Origin of the sequence: Mycobacterium sp. 050128 (assembly GCF_036409155.1) — a bacterium.
Taxonomy (GTDB): Bacteria; Actinomycetota; Actinomycetes; order Mycobacteriales; family Mycobacteriaceae; genus Mycobacterium.
Genome location: NZ_JAZGLW010000001.1, coordinates 1,796,711 through 1,820,023 on the forward strand (window position 1 = coordinate 1,796,711; position 23,313 = coordinate 1,820,023).

Genomic DNA, 23,313 nt, shown 5'->3' on the forward strand with positions numbered 1-23,313 from the left:
CACGGCACTTCCGGCGATTGAGCGCCTGCAGAACGGGTACCGCAGGTAGGTCCGACGTGAGAAATGGGGTGTTCGATGGAGAATGGCTACCTGAAAAGAGGATTCGCACTGCTCGGTGGTGCGGCCGTGCTCGGCCTGGGGATCGCCTGCGGTAGTGGCATCAGTCAATCGGTAGCCGCGCCCGCAGCACCGACACCGTCGCCGACGTCGTCCAACCAGCCGGCACCCGCACCGATGCAACCGGGTACGGGTTCGGGCGGCGAGAATGTGCCGGGTAGTGGGGGAACCGGTAGTGGACCGGCCGGTGGGGCCGGGGGAGGTGGAGCCGCCGGAGGCGGTGGGGGCTGACCCTCGCCCCTAAATCGTCACGGCACTGCGGTCGAGTACAACCACGCCTCCCACAACGGCCGCAGCGACTCCTCGGAGTAGTTGGCTGCCAGGCCGGTGAAGTCGTCGGTGACGGCGGTGCCGTGACGATGCCGCGACGTCCAATCCTTAAGCAGCGCAAAGAATTTATCGCTGCCCAGCCGTCCGCGCAGCGCGTGCAGTGTCAGCGCACCGCGTTTGTATACGCGGTCGTCGAACATATCGCGTGCTCCCGGATCGGCCAGTAGCAGGTCTTGCGGCTCGGTTCGCAGCTGCGCATGGTGCAGCTTCGCGAGATCGTCCGCGCTGGGCCCGCCGCTGCGCTCTGACCATAACCACTCCGCGTAGCACGCGAATCCTTCGTGCAACCAGATATCGCGCCATTGGCCCGCTGTCACCGAGTTGCCGAACCACTGGTGCGCCAGTTCATGGGCGACCAGCCGTTCGCTGGACCGCGTGCCGTCGCAATGGTTTGCGCCGAAGATCGAAACGCCTTGGGCTTCAAGGGGTATCTCCAACGGATCGTCGGTGACCACGACCGTGTACCCGGCCGCCAGCGGATACGGTCCGAACAGCTCGATGAACAACTTCATCATCTCGGGCTGGCGGGCGAAGTCGTGATCGAAGTTCGGGCGCAGCCGGTGGGGCAGTGCGGCCTGTATCGGCACCGGTGTGCGCGCCAGCCGTCGGATCTCGTAGTCGCCGATCTGCAGCGTGATCAGGTAGGTCGACGTCGGCTCGCGCTGCTCATAGGTCCATACGGTCCGCGAGGCGCGGGCCCGGCGCGAGAGCAGCTGGCCGTTGGCGATCACCCGGTACCGGCTTTCGGTGCTGACCTGGAGATGAAACGCGGCTTTGGCGCTGGGGTGGTCGTTGCAGGGGAACCACGACGCGGCGCCGTTGGGCTGCCCGGCGACCAGCACGCCGTCGGTCAGCTCCTCGAAACCTACGTTTCCCCACAGCGAACGCAGCGGCCGCGGCGAACCGCCGTATCGCACCACGATCGACAACGCGGCCCCGGTTGGCAGCTTCGAGGGAAGCCGGATACGCAATTTTCCACCACGGCAGGAGAATTGGTCAACGCGTTTACCGTTCACCGATACCTTCGACACCGTCAACGCGGCTGCCAGGTCGAGCGTCAGTTGCTGCAATTCGGTCAGCGTGACGGCGGTGATCGTTGCCGAACCGGCCAGCCGGTTCAGCGCGACCTTGTAGTCCAGATCCAGCTCATACCGCGACACCTGATACCCGGCATTGCCGTTGTGCGGCAGATACTCGTCGATCGGATCCGGCGGCAGCGCCTTCTTCGCGGAAGCTTTCACGCCGCGGTGTCCTGAACGCCGCGTGCCGAGGCGGCCTTACGCGCCTTCTTACGACCGGGATTCCACGGCCTGATCGGATTACCTTGCCAGCGTGTCGATCCCGGTACCTTGTCACCACGCACCACCAGAGACGCGGGCCCCACCGTCGCGCCGGCGCCGAGCCGGGCGGCGGGCAACGCAACACAATGCGGACCCAACGTCGCACCGGGTTCCAGCACGACGCTGTCCATTCGCATGATCCGGTCGTGGAACAGGTGTGTCTGCACCACGCAGCCGCGGTTGACGGTCGCCCCATCGCCCAGCGTGACGAGATCCGCCTCAGGGAGCCAATAGGATTCACACCAGACGCCGCGCCCGATCCGGGCGCCCAACGCACGCAGCCACAGATTCAGGACCGGCGTGCCACTGGCGGCCCGGGCGAACCACGGCGCGGCCACGGTTTCGACGAACGTGTCGGCGACTTCGTTGCGCCACACGAACGACGACCACAGCGGATATTCGCTCGCCTTTATGCGGCCGACCAGAAGCCATTTCGCGACGATCGTGATGCCACCGGCGATCGCACCCGCCGCCAGTAGCACCAGCCCGGAGCCCAGCGCCGCCCACCAAATGCCGAATATCCTTGCCAGCGCCTGCAATCCGCCGAGCACCGCCAACCCGATCGCCACCGACACGATCACCGGCAGCAACCGCAACGTCTCCACCACCGCCCGCATCGCCTTCAATCGCCGCGGCGGGTCGTAGGTGGTCGTCTCGTCGGCCTCGGCCGGACGACGGCGCAACCGCGTCGGCGGGCTGCCCAGCCAGGACGAGCCACGCTTGGCCTTGGGCGGCGTGGCCGACAGCACCGCCACCAGGCCGTCGTCGGGAACACGGCGACCGGGCTGGGTGATGCCGGAATTTCCGAGGAACGCGCGTCGGCCGACCGTCGTCGTCGCCGCGTAGATCCAGCCGCCGCCCAGCTCGTACGACGCGACCATTGTGTCGTCGGCCAGGAACGCGCCGTCCTCGATCACGGTGAACTTCGGCGTCAGCAACACCGTCGAGATCTCGGTCCCCTGGCCGACTTTCGCACCCAGCAGTCGCAGCCACATCGGCGTCAGCAGGCTGGCATACAGCGGGAACAGATAGTTGCGCGCGGCGTCCATCAGGCGTTCGGTGGTCCACAGCTGCCAGCCGGCGCGGCTGCGCACCGGGTGATAACCCTCGCGCAGCCGCAGCGACAACACTCGCACCCCGAGCACCGTCAACAGCGCGTACACCGCAAGCGCGGTCACCGTCGCGACCGGTGTCCACAGCAGCGCCGGCACCACCGCCTGCGACAGCCGATCGGTGTGGTGCACGCCTAGCCCGATGACCGCGAGCCCGCTCCCCACCGCGACCAGCGGCAGCGCCTCCAGCAGTATCGACGTCAGCCCGTACATGGCGACCCAATGCGCGCGGGGCGCCGGCCGTTCGTCCGGCCACGGGTGGTTGACCCGGCCGGATTTCACCGCCGGCGAGCCCTTCCAGTACTGGCCGTTCTTGATCTTGTCCAGCACGCCCGCGCCCGGCGCCACGTCGGCGTTCTTGCCGACGACCGCACCGGGCAGCAACGTACTGCGGGCACCGACCGTCGCGTCGTCACCGATCGTGATCTCGCCGACGTGGAATGCGTCCCCGTCGATCCAGTGACCGCACAGGTCGACTTCGGGTTCGACCGCGCAGCGATGACCAAGGGTGAGCAACCCGGTGACCGGCGGCAGTGAGTGCAGGTCGACACCCTTGCCGATGTCGGCCCCGAGGGCGCGGGCGTAGTACACCAGCCACGGCGCTCCGGACAGGTTGTGCGCGCCGCTGGCCTCGGAGAGCCGTTCGGTGAACCAGATCCGCAGGTGCACCGACCCGCCGCGGCGATAGGTACCCGGCCGTACCTTCGACAGCAACGCCCGTGCACAAAGCACGGCAATGCCCATGCGGCCCAAGGGGGTAACGAACAACACGAACGCCACCGCGATCAGCCACCAGTTCACCGCGACCGTCCACGGCACCACGTGCAGGGCGCGAGCGACGTTGTTGCCCAGCGCAAGCCACACCAACCACGGCAGCGCCGCCAGCGTCGCCAGCGGCACGGCGAGCACGGTTTGGGTGAGGCGCGCCAGCCACGGCGTCGGGGAGACCGCTCGCACGGCGACCTCCGGCGGCGCCTCGAGCTCGTCGAGGAACCCGGCGAGTGAGCCCAGCCGGGGGTGGTCGTACAGATCGGCAACGGTCACCTGCCGGTACCGCTGGCGCAGCACGGCAACGAGTTGCGCAGCCGCCAGTGAGCCGCCGCCGAGTGCGAAGAAGTCCGCTTCGGCGGTGTCGACCGCCGCACCCAGCAAGTCGCGCCACAACCCGGCCAGCCAGCCAGTCGTGCCGCCCAGATCGATCGCTTCGTCCGACTCGCCGCCCGGCGGTGGCCACGGCAGTGCGTCGCGGTCGACCTTGCCCGACGTGCGGGTGGGCAGCTCCGCCACCCGGACCAGCCGCGGCACCAGCGAGGCGGGCAGTTGTGCGGCAAGCCGGGCGCGCGCCTCGCCCAGGTCGAACTCCGGATCCGCGCTGACAAGATAGCCGACCAAAACCGTTGTGCCGGTGGCGGTGTGGCGTACTGCGGCTGCTGCGCCGCTGACGCCGGGCAGGTGCACCAACGCCGAGTCGACCTCGCCCAGCTCGATACGCCGGCCCCCGACCTTGACCTGGTCGTCGCTGCGGCCACAGAAATACAGCCCGTCGCGTTCCAGCCGAACCAGGTCGCCGCTGCGGTAGGCGCGCGCCCAGCCCAGCGACGGCATCGCGGCGTACTTTTCCGCGTCCTTGTCCTTGTCCAGATAGCGAGCCAGGCCGACCCCACCGATGACCAGCTCGCCGACGTCGCCGTAGGCGACCGGCAGGCAGTCGGCGTCGACGACCGCCAGATCCCAGCCGGGCAGCGGCAGCCCGATGCTGATCGGGCCGGGGCCACCGAGTTTCGCCGCGCACGCCACCACCGTTGCCTCGGTCGGCCCATAGGTGTTCCAGACTTCGCGGCCGTCTTGCATGCTTGGGCCGAGCCGCTCGACCAGCTCCGGCGGGCAGGCCTCACCACCAAAGATCAACAGCCGCACCGCTTCCAGCGCCTCGCTGGGCCACAGCGCCGCCAGCGCCGGCACCGTCGAGACCACGGTCACGTCGCGGGTGACAAGCCACGGACCGAGGTCCATCCCGCTGCGCACCAGCGAGCGGGGCGCGGGAACCAGGCAGGCACCGTGGCGCCAGGCCAGCCACATTTCCTCGCACGACGCGTCGAACGCCACCGACAGCCCGGCCAGTACCCGATCGCCGGGCCCAATCGGGTTGTCCTGCAAGAACATCTGTGCCTCGGCGTCGACGAACGCGGCGGCGCTGCGGTGCGTCACCGCGACACCCTTCGGCGTGCCGGTCGATCCGGACGTGAAGATGATCCAGGCGTCGTCGCGGGCCAGCGGCGCCGTGGCCCGCCAGCCTCGCGACAGGCCGACGCCCCGGAGCAGGCCCGCCTCGGTGATGACGCCCACGACACCGGCCTCACCGAACACCAACTCGGCGCGTTCGTCGGGATCGTCGGCGTCGACGGGCACGTATGCCGCGCCGGTGGCCAGCGTTGCGAGGATCGCCACGTACAGGGCGTAGCTGCCCGACGGCATCCGGATCCCGATTCGGTCGCCGCGCCCGATGCCGCGAGCGGCCAGCCATTGCACGCTGGCCTCGATGTCGCCGATCAGTTCGTTGTAGGTCAGCTGGACGGCGCCGTCGTCGATGGCCGTCGCGTCCGGGTAGCGCGCGGCGGTTGCATACAGGATGTCGATCAGCGTGCGCGGGCTCGGAGCGGCAGGCGAGCGCGTGTACTGCGCTGGGACTCGTGCGGGGACAGGAGGCCCAGAAGTCGAAGACACCCCACGAAAATACTCAAATCTTGGCGCCGCGCCGGCAAGCGCTCGCCGCGTGTAGCGGCCGGGTGCGTCTCAGGCGGTGCGGCGCTGTTCGAGCCAGTCGGCCAGCGAGCGCCCCGCGTCCAGCACATGGCGCTCGGCGATCGTGCGGGACCGTTCGACGTCCTTGTCGCCAAGTGCGTCGAGCAGCTCCCGGTGCTCGTCGAGCGAATGTTTCTCGTGGTCGGGAAACAGGGTGAGGAAGTTGCTCGGCACGACGCGCGCGGCTTGTTTGATCTGCGTCATCAGCCGCGGGGAGTGCGCGGCGCGGTGGATTTTCTGGTGAAAGTGCCAGTTGGCCTCGCCGATGCTGTCGTCACCGGAGCGCGCCACCACATCCGTGGCGAGCTTGCGCAGCATCTCTAGCTCGCCCGGTTCGATGCGCTGAGCGGCCCAGGCGGCGGCCTGTCCGGTGAGAACGCCGAGGATGGTGAAGCTGTCCATGACGTCGGTGGGGCTGATGCCGATCACGGTGATGCCGCTGCGTGGCGCGATCTGAACGAGACCTTCGAAGGAGAGTTCCAGCAACGCCTCGCGGACCGGGGTCCGGCTGGTCGCGAACTCCTCGGTGATGGCGTCGAGGTCGACTCGCGTGCCGGCGGACAACGCACCGGTGAGGATGCGGTCCCTGAGTTCGCGGGCGGCCCGTTCGCGCACGGTGCCGGAGATGTCGATCTTCGAGATCGAAGTCATTCCGGAATGCTACCAAATGACACATCTAACATTTGATATCTGAAATATCAGATGTTAAGTTTCGGGTATGGCTGATCGACGACAAGACAAGATGACCCTGGTCGCTTTCATGCAGGCGGGCAGCACCTCGGTGTATGCGGGGTCGTGGCGACACCCGGCGACCGAACACGGTTACCTCGACGCTTCGTACTACGCCAAGATCGCCCGCCAGCTCGAGGAAGGCTGCTTCGATCTGATGTTCTTCGACGATCGGCTGGCGATGCCGGGCGTGTACGGGGGATCGGTGGCCGAGGCGGTGTCCTACGGAGCCCGTCCGGTCAAGCTGGATCTCAGCATCGTGCTCGGCGTGCTGGCGCAGGCCACGTCGCGCATCGGACTGGGCGCGACCTATTCGACGACCTACTACCAGCCGTTCCACGTCGCCCGGACCTTCGCCACGCTGGATCACCTATCCGGCGGCCGGGCCGCCTGGAACGTGGTCACTTCCGTCAACGACAGCGAGGCGCAGAACTTCGGCGTCGATGCCCACCTCGGCCACGACGAACGCTATGACCGCGCCGACGAGTTCATGGACGTGGTGGCCGGGCTCTGGGATACCTGGGAGGACGATGCGATCCTGCACGACCGGGCGTCCGGGCGCTACGGCGATCCGGGCAAGGTGCACGAGCTTGGGCATGTCGGGCAGTACTTCTCGTCGCGCGGGCCGCTGACCGTGCCGCGTTCTCCGCAGGGGCGACCGGTCATCATCCAAGCCGGCTCGTCGGGGCGCGGACGCGAATTCGCCTCGCGCTGGGCAGAACTGATCTTCACCGGAGACCCGGGCATCCAGGTCGCACGCAGTCACTATACCGACCAGAAAGCGCGCATCGCCGACGCCGGGCGCGATCCTGGCGCGGTTCGGATCTGCCCGATGGCCTACGCTGTGGTGGGCGAGTCCGAGGCCCACGCCACGGAGCGCGAAGCTGTGTTCCTCGACGAACTGGTTCATCCCATGGCATCGCTGACACTGTTGTCGGAGTTGATGAATTACGACTTCGCGCAACACGATCTGGACGATCCCGTCACCGACGAGTTGATCGCGTCGTCCTCCGGAATTCGCGGACTGGTGCAGAACCTGCGCTCCCACATCTCTTCTGGGGGCGGCGGGCGCCCAGTGACCGTCCGCGATCTGGCCGGCCATCGCGCGACGCTGCTGCAGGGACCGCGCTTCGTCGGTACCGGCGAGCAGGTCGCCGATCAGATGGCGGACTGGTTCGAAAGCAGGGCGTGTGACGGCTTCGTGCTGGCCGCAACGCATCTGCCCGGGGCATTCGAAGACGTGGTGCGGATGGTCGTTCCGCAGCTGCAGCGACGTGGCCTGTTCCGCACCGAGTACGAGTCCTCGACATTGCGGGGACACCTTGGGCTGCAACGGCCCTCGAACGCACGGGTGGGTGCCGGTGCAAATGCTTGAGGGTGTGCGAGTGCTCGACCTCGCGACGTTGGCGGCCGCCCCGCTGGTTGCGACGTACCTGGGCGAATTCGGCGCCGATGTGATCAAGGTCGAAGACCCGCGGCATGGCGATCCGATCCGCGGGTGGGGCAATCAGCGCGAGGACGTCGGGCTGATGTGGAAGTCCTTATCGCGCAACAAGCGAGCGATCACCCTGGATCTGCGGTGTGCCGAGGGTCAGGCGATGGTGCGCCGGCTGGTCGAGCGTGCCGACGTCGCCATCTTCAACACCCGGCCGCAGACGTTGCGCAAATGGGGCCTGGACTACGAGAACCTGCGCGCGGTCAACGACCGGATCGTGATGCTGCACATCACCGGGTACGGGTTGACCGGACCGAAGAGTGAGCGCCCGGGCTTCGGCACGCTCGGCGAGGCGATGAGCGGGTTCGCCCACATCACCGGACAAGCCGGCGGACCGCCCACGCTGCCCCCGTTCATGTTGGCGGACGGCGTCGCCTCGTTGAACGCCACCTACGCGGTCATGATGGCGTTGTATCACCGCGACGTGCATGGTGCGCCGGGGCAGCTGATCGATGTCAACCTGATCGACCCGCTGGCGCGCCTGCTGGAGCAGACGCTGCTGGGCTACGACCAATTGGGTTTGGTGCCTGAGCGTGTCGGCAATCGCTGGGATATTTCGGCTCCGCGCAACACCTACCGAACCGCTGACGGGAGGTGGCTGGCCATGTCCGGCAGTTCACCGGCCTTGGCGTTAAGGGTGTTTCGCGCCATCGGCCGAGACGACCTGCTGTCCGACCCCGACTTCTCCGACCCTCAGCGCCGGCTGGCCCGGGCCCGTGAGGTGGATACCGTGGTAGCGGATTGGGTTGCCACCAAGACACTTTCGGAAGCGATGCGGAGTTTCGAAGCCCACGAGGTCGCCGCGGCGCCGGTCTACGACATCCGGGATCTACTCGCCGACGAGCAGCTGGCTCATCGGGAGGTGTTCATCTCGGTCCCTGACGAGCAGCTCGGGGCGATGACGGTGCAGGCCCCGGTTCCACGCTTCTCGTCGGCGTCCGGAACAGTGGACCATCTTGGACCCAGCCTCGGTGAACACAACAATGAAATTTATGGCGAGCTACTCGGCTTGACTCCGAACGAGATTGACGATCTGCGCGCCCGCGGCGTGTTGTGACAAAAGGAAATCAATGACTGATCTTCTCCGGCGTTCCGAACTTGCGGTGCCAGCGTGCAACGACAACATGTTCGAGAAGGGCGCCAACTCGGGGGCGGATTTGGTGTTCCTTGATCTCGAGGATGCAACCCCCGTCGGCGCCAAAGTCCAGTCGCGTGCCAAAGTTATTGCGGCGCTGAACGATATCGATTGGGGGCGCACCGCACGCGCCATCCGGATCAACGGCCTGGACACTCAATGGTGCCACGACGACGTGATCGACGTCGTCACCCAGGCGGGCGAGAACCTCGACACGATCATCATCCCGAAAGCCCGCACCGCCCGCGATGTCTGGTGGGTGGACGTCCTGCTCACTCAATTGGAGTCGAAACTTGGCCTGAGCAAGCGAATTCGGCTCGAGGTTCTGATCGAGGAAGTGGAGGGCCTCGCTAACGCCGAGGAGATCGCCGCGGCCAGCCCTCGTTTGGATGCCCTGATCTTCGGGGTGGGCGACTTCTCGCTGTCACAGGGTGCGCGGGTGGACACCAACTTCGCCCCGCTCGGCGAATACCCCGGTGAATTCTGGGCTTATGCGCGTAACAAGGTAATCGTCGCTGCGCGCATCGCCGGCATCGACGCGATCGACGCGCCGTATCCCGACTACCGAGACCTGTCCGGATACGAGCGTGATGCGCGGCGCGCGGCACTGCTCGGTTATACCGGCAAGTGGGCCATCCATCCCGACCAGGTCCCCATCGCCAATGGCGTTTACGCGCCGACCGCCGACGAGATCGCCCGCGCCGAAGCCAATGTGGCCGCCTACCGGGAGGCCGAGGCCAAGGGCCGTGGAGCGGTCGGAGTCAACGGGGTGTTGGTCGACGCCGCCCACGTCAAGCAGGCGCAGCAGACGCTGGCGCGCGCCGCGCTGGTAAAAGCGCAGCTAGGCAACGAATCGGCGCACATCTGATTGAACGCGAACGCGGCGGGGTAGTCGTCTCAGTGATCAATTCGACTGACGCCCAATAGAAAGGGGCACGACGTGATTGTCTTGGGCATCATCCTCGTTGTCATCGGCTACTTCGCGGCCATTCCGATCCTCGAAACGATCGGCGGCATCCTGGTGCTGATCGGTGTCGTCTTGTGGATCCTGGGGGCGGTCGGACGTCCGGTTGCCGGCCGCAAAGTCTGGTTCTAGGGTTATCTTCGCTTGATTACCGGCAGGACCCGCACCGAATACCCGCGTGCGGGCCTGCTGTGACAAGGGAAGTGACCCTCTGATGGCAAAAGTCCTGTTCGTTGTCACCGCATCGAGCTACTGGACGCTGAAAGACGGCACCCGACATCCGACCGGGTATTGGGCCGAGGAATTTGCGGCCCCGTACGACGCGCTCAGCCGGGCTGGCCACGAGATCGTGGTGGCCACGCCCGGCGGCACGGTGCCGTATGTGGACGTGATGAGCCTGCGGCCGTCGATGGCCGGCAGCGTGGAGATCGCCGAAAAGCTGGAAGGAATCCTGCGTTCCGCCGAACAGCTGCGTGCCCCAATCCAACTCGCCAACGCCCGCCTGGACGATTACGACGCCATCTACTACCCCGGCGGCCACGGCCCGATGGAAGACCTATGGCACGACGCCGATTCCGGCCGTTTGCTCATCGCGGCGCTTGCCTCAGGCAAGCCCTTGGCAATCGTCTGCCACGCACCGGCCGCAATCCTGGCCACCCGCCGCGACGGCACCACGCCCTTCGCGGGCTACCGGGTCACTGCCTTTACCAACGACGAAGAGGACGGTGTCGGACTCCTCGAGAAGGCGCCGTGGACGGTCGAGGACGAACTGGTTAAGTCGGGCATCGACTTCGTCAAAGGCGAAAAGTGGAAGCCTTTCACGGTGACGGACCGCAATCTCTACACCGGGCAAAACCCCGCCTCGGCCGGACCGCTCGCCGAAAAGGTCCTCGAAGTCCTGCCGCGTTGATCGCTCGGTTCAGGACCCGCAATTATTTCCGTTCGCAATGGCCGCGGGTGACGACCTGAGTAGTAGCCATACAGCAGCTGCCGACACCAGCAGGATTACCGATCCGACGCCCGCGGCGATGGCCAGGCCGCTGCTGAAGGCGTACTTTGCGGCCGTCACCACGGCGAGCGCCTGGTCGGCGGGAAGCTGCTTCGCCGCTTCGATGGCGCTGGGCAGCGAGTCCCCGGCATGCGCGGTGACCGCGTCAGGGGCGCCGGGCGGAATCGCCAGCGCGTGGAAGACGCCCGTCACGATGGAACCCAGTGTCGCGATACCGAGTGCCATGCCCAGCTCGTAGCCGGTCTCCGACACCGCCGCCGCGGCACCTGCTCGCTCTGGCGCAACGCTGCTGAGGATGACGTCGCTGGCCGCGGTGAAGGCCAGGCCCAGGCCGATGCCGAGGACAAAAAGGGCGATGGCGAGGTGCGGGTAGGTGATGGAAGGCTTGATCATCGCGAGCGACGCCATCGCAAAACCTACCAGCGTCAGACCGATCGAGAGGATCGCGCGCTGCGACGAATAGCACATCGCTACCCCGGCCAGCAGGCCGAACAAGGTCGCGCTCGCTGCCGCCGGCAGCTCAGCCAGCCCGGCTTTCAGCGGGCTGTATCCCATCACCAGCTGGAAGAACTGGGATAGGAAGTACACCACGCCAGATAGGCCGAGCACCGCCAACAGGTTGACGACGATTACTGCCGAGAATGTGCGATTGCTGAACAGTCGTAATTCGATCAGCGGGGCAGGCAGCCTGAGTTGTCGGCGGACGAACAGCGCGGACGAGGCAAGCCCGACGACCCCTGCGGCCACGATGTCGGCACGGATCCCATGCGCGGCCCCTTCCTGGAGGGCGTAAACGAGTCCGAGCATCCCGACCATTGACAGCCCGACGCTGGGCATGTCCCACGGCCCAGGCGTTGGGTTGCGCTGCTCGGGTAGCAGCACCAGGCCGCCAACCAACAACACGAGGCTCACCGGGACATTGATCAAAAATACTGAGCCCCACCAGAAATGTTCCAGCAGAGCCCCTCCAATCACGGGACCTAACACGGTGCCTGCCGAAAACGCGGAGGCCCAAATACCCACGGCCACACTGCGTTCCCGTGGCTGATGAAACAGAACGCGGATCAACGCCAGAGTGGACGGTGCCAGCGTTGCCCCGGCCACGCCTAACAGCGCCCGCGCGCCGATCAGCAGCCCAGCGGTCGGCGCGTATGCCGTCGCCACCGAGGCAACAGCGAAAGCCGTTGCACCACAAAGCAACAACTTTTTGTGGCCAATACGGTCACCGAGGCTGCCCATCGTGACAAGTAGACCAGCAAGCACGAACGAGTAGATCTCGCCGATCCACAACACCTGCGTTGCCGCGGTCCCGAGATCCCGACCGATGAAGGGGATGGCAAGGGCCAGTACCGTGCCATCGACGCCGATCAGTAGCACCCCCAGGGTGAGGACCGCCAGCGCCGGCCAAGCGCGCGTCACGGCCGACTTACCCCGCGCAGCAGCAGCTCGGTGACCATACCGGTGAATTCCCGATGGCCGGCACCCCCGACCGAGACCACCCACGCAGCGCCGGCCATCAGGTTGAAGAACGCCTCGGTCAGCCAGAACGCGTTCAGGTCGGGGCGGAATTCGCCTTCCCGCTGACCGCGCAGGAACAGTTCCCTGATCTCGGCGTCGATTTCCGCCCACGCTTGCTTGGGCTGATTGGTTTCGAAATCCTGGCTCTGCGTATAAAGCAGGTTGAGGTACCCAGACACCGGTTGACAAGCAGCCACCAAGCGACGCAGCGCAGCTGCGGCCGAGTCATCCTGCACGCGTGCGCTTTTCAGCGCTTCGCACAAGTGGTCGGTCGCGAACTCGTCAAGGGCCTCGAGGAGCGCAGCGCGGCCGGAGAAGTAGCGATGCAGCGTCGCACGGCTGACGCCAACGGCCGCCGCAATCTCGTCCTGGGTAGCGTTCGGCCGCCGTCCGAGGAAGTCGGCTGCGGCGCGCAACACATGTTCACGATCCAGTGTCATGCTACGATCATAGCTCAGATGAGACATATACGTCTCAAACAAGACAAAAGTACATCCGCGCATGGACGAAACGCCAACGGAAAGATCGTAAGAGCCGTACAGTTTGTGCCACGGCCACCGAGGCGAGGGACTGCATGACAGAGCATTGCCGAGGTGACAGACATGACCGCATCCGCCAGCCGGCTCACCGGTGACGTTGTAGGTGCCGGTGATCCCCGGTACGAGGTGGCGCGCACCGGATGGAACCATCTTTACTCCCGCTACCCCGAAGCTATCGTCTTCTGCAGCAACACAACAGATGTCGTCAACGCCCTTGAGTGGGCACAACACAACGATGTCGCCGTTCGAGCGCGTAGCGGGGGCCACTGCCTAGAGGGCTGGTCGGCTGTCGACGGCGGCTTGGTCATCGATGTCAGCGGGCTTAAGTCGGCCCAGATCGACGCGGTCTCAGGTCGTGCGACCGTTGGGGCGGGGCTTCTTCAACTGGAGGCGGTGACCGCGCTCGGCGCTCACGGACTCGCGGCACCGACCGGCACGGAAGGCACGGTCGGCCTGGTCGGCGCGACCCTCGGTGGCGGCTTCGGCCTGCTCACCCGCAGCCTGGGCATGGCAAGCGACAACCTGATGGCGGCCGAGATCGTCGTGACGGACAAGGGCAACGGGGCCAAGGCGATCACCGTCGATGACACCTCCCACGCGGACCTCATGTGGGCTCTGCGCGGCGCCGGCAACGGCAACTTCGGCATCGTCACCTCATTGACGTACCAGGTCCACCCGCTATCACACGTCACCTACGTGGTAGCGACCTGGGCAGGGCTCAGCGACCTACCTGAAGTCTTCGACGCCTGGCAACACTCGGCACCGAACACCGACAGCCGCCTCACTAGCCAGCTTGAGATCCATTGCGGCGAAATCCAGTTGATAGCGGCTCTCTGCGCAGGGTCGGGCACCGAGGCGACCGAGCTGCTGGCGCCCATCCTGACGGTCGGAAAGCCTCGCATAACCACTACAACCGCACCGTGGGCCGACACCTACGCCGACTTCCAGATACCCACTCCGGAGGAGCCCGCGAACTGGAAGTTCACTTCGCAGTTCATCATTCAACCATTTCCGGCCGCCGCGATCGAGTTGATCGGTCGGTTCATGGCGAAAGCCCCGTCGCCGGATTGCAATTACTTCACCAACGCTTTCGGTGGAGCCGTCAAGACCAGCGAGCCCGCCGGCGGCTCGGTGTTCGCCCATCGCGACGCGTTGTTCTACGCTGAACCCGGTGTCGGCTGGGGCGTTCGCGGTGGACCCGCCGCCGATGAGCAGCTGACCGCGCGAGCACTTGCCTGGATTGCGGAGTTCAGCGAATCATTGCAGCCTTACGTGGCCGGAGCCTACGTGAACGTGCCGAACGCGGGCATGGCTGACTGGGCCACGGCCTACTGGGGCGACAACCTCGACCGGCTGCGGGCGGTCAAGTCAAAGTACGACCCCGGCAACATGTTTCGTTACGAGCAGAGCATTCCACCGGCGACATGCTGACCCAAGTACTGAGGGGCGATGAGGCCGCCGGTGCGGGGACTGCGACCTGTTCATCGTTTCGGCGGAGTACCAGAAGGATTGTCCCGTGATCAGCTCTAACAATGCCGCGGCCCCGCAGCGCGAACATCAGGACTGGGGTTTGCGGCGCGATGCGTGGAAGGAGTGTGGCTTGTGAGTGGTTGGATCGTGAGCAACGTCCCGTCGTGGTTGCTACTACTCGGACTCAACGTCCTCATCGCAGGCGGGGCAGTGCTCGCCCTGATGTACGTTCGGCGCCGGTTCCCCGGAGTCAGGGGGGACGAGCGCAGCGAGGTGACACAGTTCGCCTTCATGTTGGTCGGCTTCGTGTACGCGTTCTTCACCGGTTTCATCGTTACCGCGATGTGGGGTCAGGACAATGCCGCCGATGACGACATGCGGGTCGAGGGCGCGACGGCGGTACAGATGGCCGACGACCTCACCGTCTTCGACAAGGGCGACCGGGACCGAATCCGCGGGGCGCTGTTGGACTATGAACGCGCGGCGGTAATAGAGTGGCCGCTGGTCGCACACGGCCAAACCTACCCTGCGGCCGGTCAAGCGCTGCAGCATCTCCGGTCTGCATACGACCAAGTCCAGCCGCGCACCGATACCCAAAAGACTTACCTCGCTACCTCTTTCGATTCCCTCCACAAGATCAGTCAGGCACGTACCGAACGGACGCTCCGGGCCCGCACTGACAACGGCCTGCCCTGGTCGATGTGGACAGTCTTCTTCCTGACCAGCGGGCTAGTCCTCGGCGGTGCCTTGGTTTACGGCGTCGAGAAACCCACCGTTCACTACGCGTTGGTCGCGACCGTGGGTGTGCTGCTGGCCACCGACCTGTTCCTCGTCGTGGAACTTGCCCACCCCTACATCGGCGACACCGCTACGTCCCCGGAGTCACTGGGCGCGGCTATCCAGTCCCTGTCCGCCCCGTCAGCGTAGTCGGGCAGGTTGACAGGGCGTTACTTCGGTCGAGTAAGTCAAATACAAAACCTATCAAAATTTTTCGTCGCACGTTCCCCGAATTATGCACTCTCACAATGGTTTGAAAACCACGGCGGCGGCGCCTTCCCGGCGTTGGCGTGCAATGGCGTTCATGGTTGCGCAGGCATCTCCGATTGCCTGGGCCCGCACTGCAAGGCTCGATATCGTGAACACCACCTCAAATTCCACGTAAAGCGGAACACAGCCCCTGCCTGTCGAATAGTCTCTACCTAGGTGTGGGCGCACCCCCACTGCCGGGAACTCCGGCTCCGCCCTGAGCGGTCTTCGAAACAGTCGTAGAAAAACTGTCCGACTCGCGGGGGAGGTCCCACCTGGAGGGCGGCCCACCCCGGGCGGCGACCACAAAGGAAACTTCATGACCACCACTCACCACATCGGCCGCACCACTGCGCCCAAACTGAAAATATTGGCCGCCAGAGCCGTTCTCGCCGGCGGGTTGGGGATGGCTGCTACAGGACTGACCGCGGCAATCGCCAATGCAGACCCCGCACCGCCCAACACCCCTGGCCCAGCCCCGACGATCACCGCCACCCTGCACCCGCCCGCTCCGCGCGGAGAATCAGGCCTGTGTAACCGTGACACGATCCCGCGTGACCAGCCCCCGCCCTTGAACTGCTAGGACAACTGGCGCCGCACCACCGAGCGTTTTGGTGGCGCTCGCGTTGCGTCGACGACCGCGTGCGCCATCGGTCACTTCGGTATGCCGTAGCCACCGCGGAGGTCGGTGTGGGCGGCTTTCAACAAGCGGTTGCACAGCTCCACCAGCGCGTCGACGTCAAGGGCCGACTCATCGCCGAGTTGTTTGAGAAACGAAGCTTCTTCGTCCTTGAGCGCAGACCACTTTCGCTTCCGTTCGATCATCGCCTCATCGCTATTTTGAGCAACGTCGACGGCGGATTGGAGTTGCTCCTTGCACGCATCCAGTTGCGTCAGCGAGTAGCCATGCTCGCGGAATTGGCGGTCCCATTCGTCGAGGATCAATTCGGTGAGGTCACGAACCGGCTCGGCGGCGTAGATCATCAACTCGGCGACTCCGTCGTCGAGGCCCAGCCGTGCGCGGAATTCGTACAACTCTCTGGTGGCCGCCGCCCGCCTCCGGCTGATGCTCTCTTCAGTGACTTCGGTGCCCGCGAGGGGTTCTGCCCCGCGCTTGAGATGAAGGGTTGCGGAGATGAGACGCTTCAGCACGGCCTTCTTGTCCTCCCCGGCCCGCTTCTCGTAGTCGAGGACCAGCTGGTGGTCTCGGTCCTCTCGCTTGGTTTTGGCGTCGATGCGCTTCGTCCAGATCGCCACCGTCGCAGTTGACAGAACGGACGCGACCGGCACGAGAGTGGTCGACAGCAAGGTCTCCCAACTCATGGCACTACCGCCAGTCTTCCTGGCGCGTACGCTGACGCGTCTGTCCGCGTGTGCACCCGGACGTGCTCATTTCCACGTGGCTCAGTCTGCCTGACCGGGCCGTAGTCCACGAGGGGTTTGTGGTCTCGTCGTCATTTGGGCTGCTCCGTCACACGCCTGGAGAGGCCGTAACCGCTGAAATCGTCCACCGGGCCGGCCCGAGGCAGCAATATCAACTACTTGTGATTAGCGGTTCGAGGAGATACCGTCGGCCCCGACGGAGTCCTACCTACCGGACAGGAGTGCGGTCATGCCTCGATTTCCCAAGCCGGCGGAGGGGAGCTGGACCCAGCATTACCCCGAACTGGGTACCGCGCCGGTGTCTTACGAGGATTCCATCAACCCGCAGATCCACGACCTGGAGCGGGAGGCCATCTTCAAACGCGCCTGGCTGAATGTCGGTCGCGTTGAACAGGTTCCGCGTAAAGGCAGCTACTTCACCAAAGAGCTCAAGGTCGTCAACACCTCAATCATCTTGGTGCGCACGGGCTCTGGCGAGGTCAAGGCGTATCACAACATCTGCCGGCACCGTGGCAACAAGTTGGTGTGGAACGACATGCCACTCGAGGAGACCAGTGGAGTGTGCAGGCAATTCACCTGCAAATACCACGCCTGGCGTTACGACCTGGACGGCAACCTGACCTTCGTCCAACAGGAGGAGGAGTTCTTCGACCTCGCCAAGAGCCGCTACGGACTGGTGTCGGTGCACTGCGAGGTCTGGGAAGGCTTCATCTTCGTCAACTTCGCGAAGCAGCCCGAGCAGTCGTTGCGTGAGTTTTTGGGGCCGATGGTGCTCGGGCTGGAGGGCTACCCCTTCGACAAGCTGACCTCGCGGTTCAGCTATCGCGCGGAGGTGAAGGCGAACTGGAAGCTGTACATGGACGCGTTCCAGGAGTTCTATCACGCGCCGGTGCTGCACGCGAACCAGTCGCCGACCGCGTATTCAAAGGCGGCCGCCGAGGCGGGTTTCGAGGCGCCGCATTACCGTCTGGACGGCCCACACCGGCTGGTCAGCACATCGGGCATTCGGGCCTGGGAGATGGCCGACGAGATGCGCAAGCCGATGGAGGACATCTGCCAGAGCGGACTGTTCGGACCGTGGGAGAAGCCGGACCTGGGCGAGATGCCGCCGGGGCTCAATCCCGCGAAATGCGACCCCTGGGGCCTGGATTCGTTCCAACTGTTCCCCAACTTCGTCATGCTGTTCTGGGGGCAGGGCTGGTACCTGACCTACCATTACTGGCCGACGTCGTACAACAGCCACATCTTCGAGGGGTCGCTGTATTTCCCGCAGCCGCGCACCCCGCGTGACCGCGTCGCCCAGGAACTGGCGGCGGTGACGTTCAAGGAATACGGCCTGCAGGACGCCAATACCTTGGAAGCGACCCAGTCGATGATCGAGTCCCGGGTGCTGGACCGGTTCCTGCTGTGCGACCAAGAGATCCTGATCCGGCACCTGCACAAGGAGACCGCGGCATGGATCGAGGAGTATCGCCGCACCACCGAGGCATCGAAGGCGCGGGTGTGACCGCGATGTCTACCTTGCTGCCAACGGAATTCGCTGACCTCGAGGCCTTTACGGAATGGTGTCTGCCGACCGAACCGGAGCGCTACGCCAAGCGGCTGGCCAGCTCGATGACCGAGATGAAGGCCTTCTACGACGCGATCACGCCGCGCGCGGAGGAGGCCCTGTCCTACTGCGACAAGTTCCCGCTCGACGACCTGCCGGAAGATGTCCTCAATCTGATGCACCTGCTGTACTCGATGATCATGGTGTCGTTTCCGGTGGAGTGCTGGAAGCAGCCGCGCGTTCCCGACTCCGGCGCCGCGTCGCTTGACTGCGTGTCCGAGCCCGTTCCATGACCACTGTCCTGCGCGCAGCCCGCTGGGCCGACGTCGACTCCGGCCGGGTCCGCTCGCCGGCGGTCGTGGTGGTCGACGGCAACCGCATCACCGCGATAAATCCCGAAGGGCCAGTGGCGGATTCGGCGACGGACGTCGACCTCGGGGATGTGACGCTGCTGCCGGGACTGATGGATATGGAACTCAACCTGCTCATCGGCGGGCCCGGTGGTCCCGAGGGCTTGCCGGCCCCGATGCACGGCGTTCAGGACGATCCCGCGTACCGGACACTGCGTGGTGCGGTGAATGCGCGTACGACGCTGGAGGCCGGGTTCACCACAGTGCGCAACCTCGGCCTGATGGTCAAGACCGGCGGTTACCTGCTCGACGTCGCACTACAGCGGGCGATCGATCAGGGTTGGCACACCGGTCCACGCATCTATCCCGCCGGTCATGCCGTGACTCCCTACGGGGGGCATCTGGATCCCACGGTGTTCCAGCGGCTGGCCCCCGGGGTCATGCCGTTGTCGGTCGCCGAGGGCATCGCCAACGGGGTGCCCGACGTAATCGCCTGTGTCCGCTACCAGATTCGCCACGGCGCCAAGCTGATCAAGGTATCGGCGTCCGGCGGCGTCATGTCGCACAGCACCGCCCCGGGCGCCCAGCAGTATTCCGACGCGGAATTCGCCGCCATCGCCGACGAGGCACACCGCGCCGGGGTCCGTGTGGCGGCGCACGCCGTCGGCGACTCCGCGATCCGCGCGTGCATACGGGCCGGCATCGACTGCATCGAACACGGATTCCTGGCCACCGACGACACGATTCAGATGATGGTCGACCACGGCACCTTCCTGGTCTCCACCACGTATCTGACCGAGGCGATGGCGATCGACCGGATCGCGCCCGAACTCCGCAAGAAAGCACTCGAGGTATTCCCGCGCGCAAAAGCAATGCTGCCCAAGGCTATTGCCGCCGGTGTTCGCATCGCCTGCGGCTCGGACGCTCCGGCGATTCCACACGGGCAGAACGCCAAGGAAATCCGCGCTCTGGTGGACCGGGGCATGACGCCGATGCAAGCGATCCGGGCCGCCACGGTGGTGGCCGCCGAACTCATCGAGGCCGACCACGAGCTGGGCCGCCTCGCGCCCGGCTATCTGGCCGACATCATCGCCGTTGCGGGCGACCCCTCCGTCGACATCGCCGCCACACTCGACGTCTCGTTTGTGATGAAGGACGGCCAGATCTACAAGACAACGGCGCCGTGACGGAGGAGACGGGTATGGAACTCACCGAGAACATTCTGTGGCTGCTCAAGCAGGCCTTCTACTTCTCGCTGACCACCGTTAACGACGCGATCAGCGCACATGGCGTGAGCACGGCGCAAATCGGTGTGCTGCGCCAGCTCTCCAACGAACCCGGCCTCTCGGGTGCCGAACTGGCCCGGCGCCTGCTGATCAGCCCGCAGGGCGTGCAACTGGCACTCACCGCACTTGAACGGCGCGCCTTGGTGGAACGCAAACAGGATCCGCAGCACAAGCGCATCCTGCGGGCCTACCTGACCGATCGGGGGCGAGACGTCGTGGCCGAGGTCCTCAGCGACGCCATCGCCGCGCACGAAAAGGTGTTCGGCGTGCTGAACGCCGACGAGCAAGAGATGCTGCGCGAATTGCTGGGCCGCGTCGTCGAAAAGGGCACCGGGCACGAGCTCACCCAGCGCGATATATCTAGTACTTGAGATGAATAACAAGTACTTGATACTCTGCGGTCATGCACGAGTCCCGGGCGCCCTCGTATGCCGGGCCTGCCGACCACAGTGTCGCCACCGAGAAGGTGACTATCGAGCTGGATCGATCCACCACCACGGTGGCCTACTCGGCAGGCGACACCCTGCTGCAGACCGCGCGGATGGCAGGCCTTTCTCCGCCGTCCTCGTGCGAAGTCGGCTCGTGCGGAACATGTATTGCCCGGCTGACCGAGGGATGCGCCCGGATGCTCAATAACGACGCGCTCGAAGGCGACGAAGTGGCCGAAGGCTGGGTGCTGACCTGTCAGGCCCTGCCGACGAGCGCCACGGTGCGGGTGGTTTACGAATGAGCAAGGTTGCGGTGGTGACCGGCGGCGCTTCGGGCATGGGTGAGGCGACCTGTCACGAGCTCGGTCGACGTGGGCTCACCGTCGCCGTCCTCGACGTCAATGAGCAAGCAGCACAACGCGTTACCGAAGAGCTTCGCGCGGCTGGAACCACGGCGATCGGCATCGGCGCCGACGTCACCGACCGCGCCGCCGTCGAACAGGCATACGCCAAAGTTCGCAGCGAGTTGGGCCCGGTGTCCGTGCTGGTGACCAGCGCGGGGATGTTCGGGTTTTCCCCATTCTCCGAGATCACCCCCGAGTCTTGGGCGAAGATCATCGACGTCAACCTGACCGGCACGTTTCACTGCTGCCAGGTCGCGCTGCCGGACATGGTCGCCGCGAAATGGGGCAGGGTCGTGATGATTTCGTCGTCCAGCGCTCAGCGGGGGTCACCGTTTGCCGCGCACTACGCGGCGTCTAAGGGTGCGGTCATCGCCCTCACCAAGTCGCTGGCCCGCGAGTACGCCCCGCACGGGATCACCGTGAACAACATTCCGCCGTCGGGGATCGAAACCCCGATGCAGCACCAGGCGCAGGCCGCGGGATACCTCAAGTCCAACGAGGAGATCGCCAGCAATATCCCGTTGGGTCATCTGGGTACCGGAGCCGACATCGCCGCGGCGGTCGGCTTTTTGGTCTCGGAAGAGGCCGGCTTCATCACCGGCCAGGTGTTGGGTGTCAACGGCGGAGCGGTGATGTGACGTCGTGGGTTCTTAAAGCCGCCAAGCCACAAGGAGATTCAGATGTTGAGAGAGGGTAGGCCCCCGGAGGGCTCCTGGACCGAGCACTATCCCGAATTGGGCACCGGCGATATCTCCTTCGCCGACTCCACCTCGAGAGAGTTCTTCGAGGCCGAGCGTGAAGCGGTCTTCAAACGTGCGTGGCTCAACGTCGCCCGTGTCGACGAGCTGCCGCGCGTCGGCAGCTACGTCACCAAGGAAATCGAGGTCGCCCGGACCTCGGTCATTCTGGTCAAGGGGCGCGATGAACAAATCCGGGCCTTCTACAACGTCTGCCGTCACCGCGGAAACAAGTTGGTGTGGAACGACTTTCCCAACGAGCAGACCCGCGGGACGTGTCGTCAGTTCACCTGCAAATACCACGGCTGGCGCTACGACCTCGACGGCACGCTGAAATTCGTGCAGCAGGAATCGGAGTTCTTCGACCTCGACACCGCCGACTACGGCCTGAGGCCGGTGCACTGCGACATCTGGAACGGCTTCATTTTCATCAACTTTGACGCTGAACCCCGGCAGAGTCTGCGTGAGTTCCTGGGCCCGATGATCACCGGCCTGGATGGCTACCCCTTCGACAAACTGACCGAGCGCTACGAATGGGTCGCCCACAACAACAGCAACTGGAAGATCTTCGCGGACGCGTTCCAGGAGTACTACCATGTGCCGTCGCTGCATCCGCAGCAGGTGCCCCCCGAGGTGCGCGACCCCACGGCCGGATTCACTTGCGGCCATTTCCAACTCGACGGTCCACACCGGTTGGTGTCGACGGCGGGACGGCGCCGCTGGCTGTTGCCGCAGGAGTACATGTACCCGATCGAGCGGGCCACCCGCAGTGGGCTCGTCGGGCCCTGGCGCACCCCGGACGTCGGCGAATTGCCGGCCGGGCTCAACCCTGGCGGCATTGATCCGTGGGGGATCAGCAACTTCCAGATCTTCCCCAACATCGAGATATTGATCTACGGCGGCTGGTATCTGCTTTACCGGTACTGGCCGACCTCTCACAACACCCACCGGTTCGAGGCGTACACATACTTCAGCCCGGCGCGCACCGTGCGAGAGCGCATCGAACACGAAGTCGCCGCCGTGGTTCTCAAGGAGTTCGCGCTGCAGGACGCCGGCATGCTCGGCGGTACGCAGGCCGCGTTGGAGTACGGCATCGTCGACGAGTTTCCGCTCAACGACCAGGAGATCCTGGTGCGCCATCTGCACAAGACCGTCGTGGACTGGGTCGAGGCCTACCGCCGCGAAGAGACGCCGGCAGGAGTATGACCATGCCGGATCCCTTGCTGCCCAGCGGATTCGCCGAGCTGGAAAGCTACGCCAAAGTCTGGTGCCTGGCCAGCGAAACCGAACGCTGGAACGCGCGGATAGCCAGCACCATGGCCGACATGCACGCGTTCTACGACGCATTCTTCCCGCGGCTCGAAGAGGCCATCGACTACTGCGACAAGTTCCCGCTCGACGACTTGCCCGACGATGCCCTGAACCTGCTGCACATGATCTACTCCCTGATCATGGTCGCGATGGCCGTCGAAGTCATGCATCAACCCGTGCCGACCGACGCCGCGGACGCGGTGATGATTCGGACCGGCGAGCCCATTCCTTAACCGCGCGGCAGCAACTTTCGCCCGCCATTGTCAGAAAGGACAGACC

General features: G+C 65.2%; 22 protein-coding genes and 1 pseudogene. 17 read left to right on the forward strand and 6 right to left on the reverse strand.

Going from position 1 to position 23,313, the window contains the following annotated elements; genetic code table 11:
* Window positions 1–75 precede the first annotated feature (75 nt).
* Entirely contained in the window at window positions 76–348 is a 273-nt protein-coding gene (locus SKC41_RS08695; protein WP_330977260.1) for a hypothetical protein, read from the forward strand.
* A 17-nt stretch (window positions 349–365) separates the two neighbouring features.
* Here SKC41_RS08695 and SKC41_RS08700 read toward each other — a convergent pair whose 3' ends face one another.
* The 3 genes from SKC41_RS08700 to SKC41_RS08710 all read right to left on the reverse strand — a co-directional run bounded on the left by SKC41_RS08700 (window position 366) and on the right by SKC41_RS08710 (window position 6,352).
* Window positions 366–1,688 (reverse strand): M1 family metallopeptidase, encoded by a 1,323-nt coding sequence (locus SKC41_RS08700; RefSeq protein ID WP_330977261.1) that lies wholly within the window; start codon window positions 1,686–1,688, stop codon window positions 366–368.
* The gene (locus SKC41_RS08705) at window positions 1,685–5,623 is read right to left on the reverse strand and encodes a Pls/PosA family non-ribosomal peptide synthetase (protein ID WP_330977262.1); all 3,939 of its coding nucleotides are present in this window, start codon (window positions 5,621–5,623) and stop codon (window positions 1,685–1,687) included. Before SKC41_RS08705 ends, SKC41_RS08700 begins: the two co-directional genes overlap by 4 nt.
* A 69-nt stretch (window positions 5,624–5,692) precedes the next feature.
* Complete coding sequence (locus SKC41_RS08710) at window positions 5,693–6,352, reverse strand: GntR family transcriptional regulator (RefSeq protein ID WP_330977263.1); 660 nt, start codon at window positions 6,350–6,352, stop codon at window positions 5,693–5,695.
* A 67-nt stretch (window positions 6,353–6,419) separates the two neighbouring features.
* On the opposite strand from SKC41_RS08710, the gene SKC41_RS08715 reads away from it, so the two are divergent.
* The 5 genes from SKC41_RS08715 to SKC41_RS08735 all read left to right on the forward strand — a co-directional run bounded on the left by SKC41_RS08715 (window position 6,420) and on the right by SKC41_RS08735 (window position 10,934).
* Entirely contained in the window at window positions 6,420–7,805 is a 1,386-nt protein-coding gene (locus SKC41_RS08715; protein ID WP_330977264.1) for an LLM class flavin-dependent oxidoreductase, read from the forward strand.
* Window positions 7,798–8,982 carry a CaiB/BaiF CoA transferase family protein gene (locus SKC41_RS08720; RefSeq protein WP_330978803.1) on the forward strand — a complete coding sequence of 395 codons (1,185 nt, stop codon included), beginning with the start codon at window positions 7,798–7,800 and terminating at the stop codon, window positions 8,980–8,982. The genes SKC41_RS08715 and SKC41_RS08720 overlap by 8 nt, the downstream gene beginning before the upstream one ends.
* Window positions 8,983–8,995: 13 nt before the next feature.
* Window positions 8,996–9,928, forward strand: coding sequence for an HpcH/HpaI aldolase/citrate lyase family protein (locus SKC41_RS08725; RefSeq protein WP_330977265.1), 933 nt, complete (start codon window positions 8,996–8,998; stop codon window positions 9,926–9,928).
* Window positions 9,929–10,000: 72 nt separating this feature from the next.
* Window positions 10,001–10,156 (forward strand): hypothetical protein, encoded by a 156-nt coding sequence (locus tag SKC41_RS08730; protein ID WP_090607761.1) that lies wholly within the window; start codon window positions 10,001–10,003, stop codon window positions 10,154–10,156.
* Window positions 10,157–10,238: 82 nt separating this feature from the next.
* Window positions 10,239–10,934: a type 1 glutamine amidotransferase domain-containing protein gene (locus SKC41_RS08735; RefSeq protein ID WP_330977266.1), complete on the forward strand. Its 696-nt coding sequence runs from the start codon at window positions 10,239–10,241 to the stop codon at window positions 10,932–10,934.
* 9 nt (window positions 10,935–10,943) lie between these two features.
* On the opposite strand, the gene SKC41_RS08740 is transcribed toward SKC41_RS08735, so the two are convergent.
* Window positions 10,944–12,452 (reverse strand): MFS transporter, encoded by a 1,509-nt coding sequence (locus tag SKC41_RS08740; RefSeq protein WP_330977267.1) that lies wholly within the window; start codon window positions 12,450–12,452, stop codon window positions 10,944–10,946.
* Window positions 12,449–12,991 carry a TetR/AcrR family transcriptional regulator gene (locus SKC41_RS08745; RefSeq protein WP_330978804.1) on the reverse strand — a complete coding sequence of 181 codons (543 nt, stop codon included), beginning with the start codon at window positions 12,989–12,991 and terminating at the stop codon, window positions 12,449–12,451. The genes SKC41_RS08740 and SKC41_RS08745 overlap by 4 nt, the downstream gene beginning before the upstream one ends.
* Before the next feature lie 162 nt (window positions 12,992–13,153).
* Between SKC41_RS08745 and SKC41_RS08750 the strand changes: the two genes are divergently transcribed.
* The 3 genes from SKC41_RS08750 to SKC41_RS08760 all read left to right on the forward strand — a co-directional run bounded on the left by SKC41_RS08750 (window position 13,154) and on the right by SKC41_RS08760 (window position 16,169).
* Complete coding sequence (locus SKC41_RS08750) at window positions 13,154–14,521, forward strand: FAD-binding oxidoreductase (protein WP_330977268.1); 1,368 nt, start codon at window positions 13,154–13,156, stop codon at window positions 14,519–14,521.
* A 171-nt stretch (window positions 14,522–14,692) separates the two neighbouring features.
* Window positions 14,693–15,487: a bestrophin-like domain gene (locus tag SKC41_RS08755; protein WP_330977269.1), complete on the forward strand. Its 795-nt coding sequence runs from the start codon at window positions 14,693–14,695 to the stop codon at window positions 15,485–15,487.
* Between the two features lie 418 nt (window positions 15,488–15,905).
* Window positions 15,906–16,169: a hypothetical protein gene (locus tag SKC41_RS08760; RefSeq protein WP_330977270.1), complete on the forward strand. Its 264-nt coding sequence runs from the start codon at window positions 15,906–15,908 to the stop codon at window positions 16,167–16,169.
* Window positions 16,170–16,240: 71 nt separating this feature from the next.
* On the opposite strand, the gene SKC41_RS08765 is transcribed toward SKC41_RS08760, so the two are convergent.
* Entirely contained in the window at window positions 16,241–16,909 is a 669-nt protein-coding gene (locus SKC41_RS08765; RefSeq protein WP_330977271.1) for a hypothetical protein, read from the reverse strand.
* A 289-nt stretch (window positions 16,910–17,198) separates the two neighbouring features.
* On the opposite strand from SKC41_RS08765, the gene SKC41_RS08770 reads away from it, so the two are divergent.
* The 8 genes and pseudogenes from SKC41_RS08770 to SKC41_RS08805 all read left to right on the forward strand — a co-directional run bounded on the left by SKC41_RS08770 (window position 17,199) and on the right by SKC41_RS08805 (window position 23,267).
* Window positions 17,199–18,476: an aromatic ring-hydroxylating oxygenase subunit alpha gene (locus SKC41_RS08770; RefSeq protein WP_330977272.1), complete on the forward strand. Its 1,278-nt coding sequence runs from the start codon at window positions 17,199–17,201 to the stop codon at window positions 18,474–18,476.
* A gap of 5 nt (window positions 18,477–18,481) precedes the next feature.
* Window positions 18,482–18,811, forward strand: coding sequence for a hypothetical protein (locus SKC41_RS08775; RefSeq protein WP_330978805.1), 330 nt, complete (start codon window positions 18,482–18,484; stop codon window positions 18,809–18,811).
* The gene (locus SKC41_RS08780; protein ID WP_330977273.1) at window positions 18,808–20,055 is read left to right on the forward strand and encodes a metal-dependent hydrolase family protein; all 1,248 of its coding nucleotides are present in this window, start codon (window positions 18,808–18,810) and stop codon (window positions 20,053–20,055) included. The genes SKC41_RS08775 and SKC41_RS08780 overlap by 4 nt, the downstream gene beginning before the upstream one ends.
* A 14-nt stretch (window positions 20,056–20,069) precedes the next feature.
* Window positions 20,070–20,525, forward strand: a complete 456-nt coding sequence (locus SKC41_RS08785; RefSeq protein WP_330977274.1) for a MarR family winged helix-turn-helix transcriptional regulator — start codon at window positions 20,070–20,072, stop codon at window positions 20,523–20,525.
* Window positions 20,526–20,584: 59 nt separating this feature from the next.
* Window positions 20,585–20,884: pseudogene (locus tag SKC41_RS08790) on the forward strand (2Fe-2S iron-sulfur cluster-binding protein); the annotation flags it as partial.
* The gene (locus tag SKC41_RS08795; protein WP_330977275.1) at window positions 20,881–21,624 is read left to right on the forward strand and encodes an SDR family NAD(P)-dependent oxidoreductase; all 744 of its coding nucleotides are present in this window, start codon (window positions 20,881–20,883) and stop codon (window positions 21,622–21,624) included. The pseudogene SKC41_RS08790 and the gene SKC41_RS08795, both read left to right, overlap by 4 nt.
* Window positions 21,625–21,666: 42 nt before the next feature.
* Complete coding sequence (locus tag SKC41_RS08800) at window positions 21,667–22,929, forward strand: aromatic ring-hydroxylating oxygenase subunit alpha (protein ID WP_330977276.1); 1,263 nt, start codon at window positions 21,667–21,669, stop codon at window positions 22,927–22,929.
* Window positions 22,926–23,267: a hypothetical protein gene (locus SKC41_RS08805; protein ID WP_330977277.1), complete on the forward strand. Its 342-nt coding sequence runs from the start codon at window positions 22,926–22,928 to the stop codon at window positions 23,265–23,267. Before SKC41_RS08800 ends, SKC41_RS08805 begins: the two co-directional genes overlap by 4 nt.
* The last annotated feature ends 46 nt before the right edge of the window (window positions 23,268–23,313 follow it).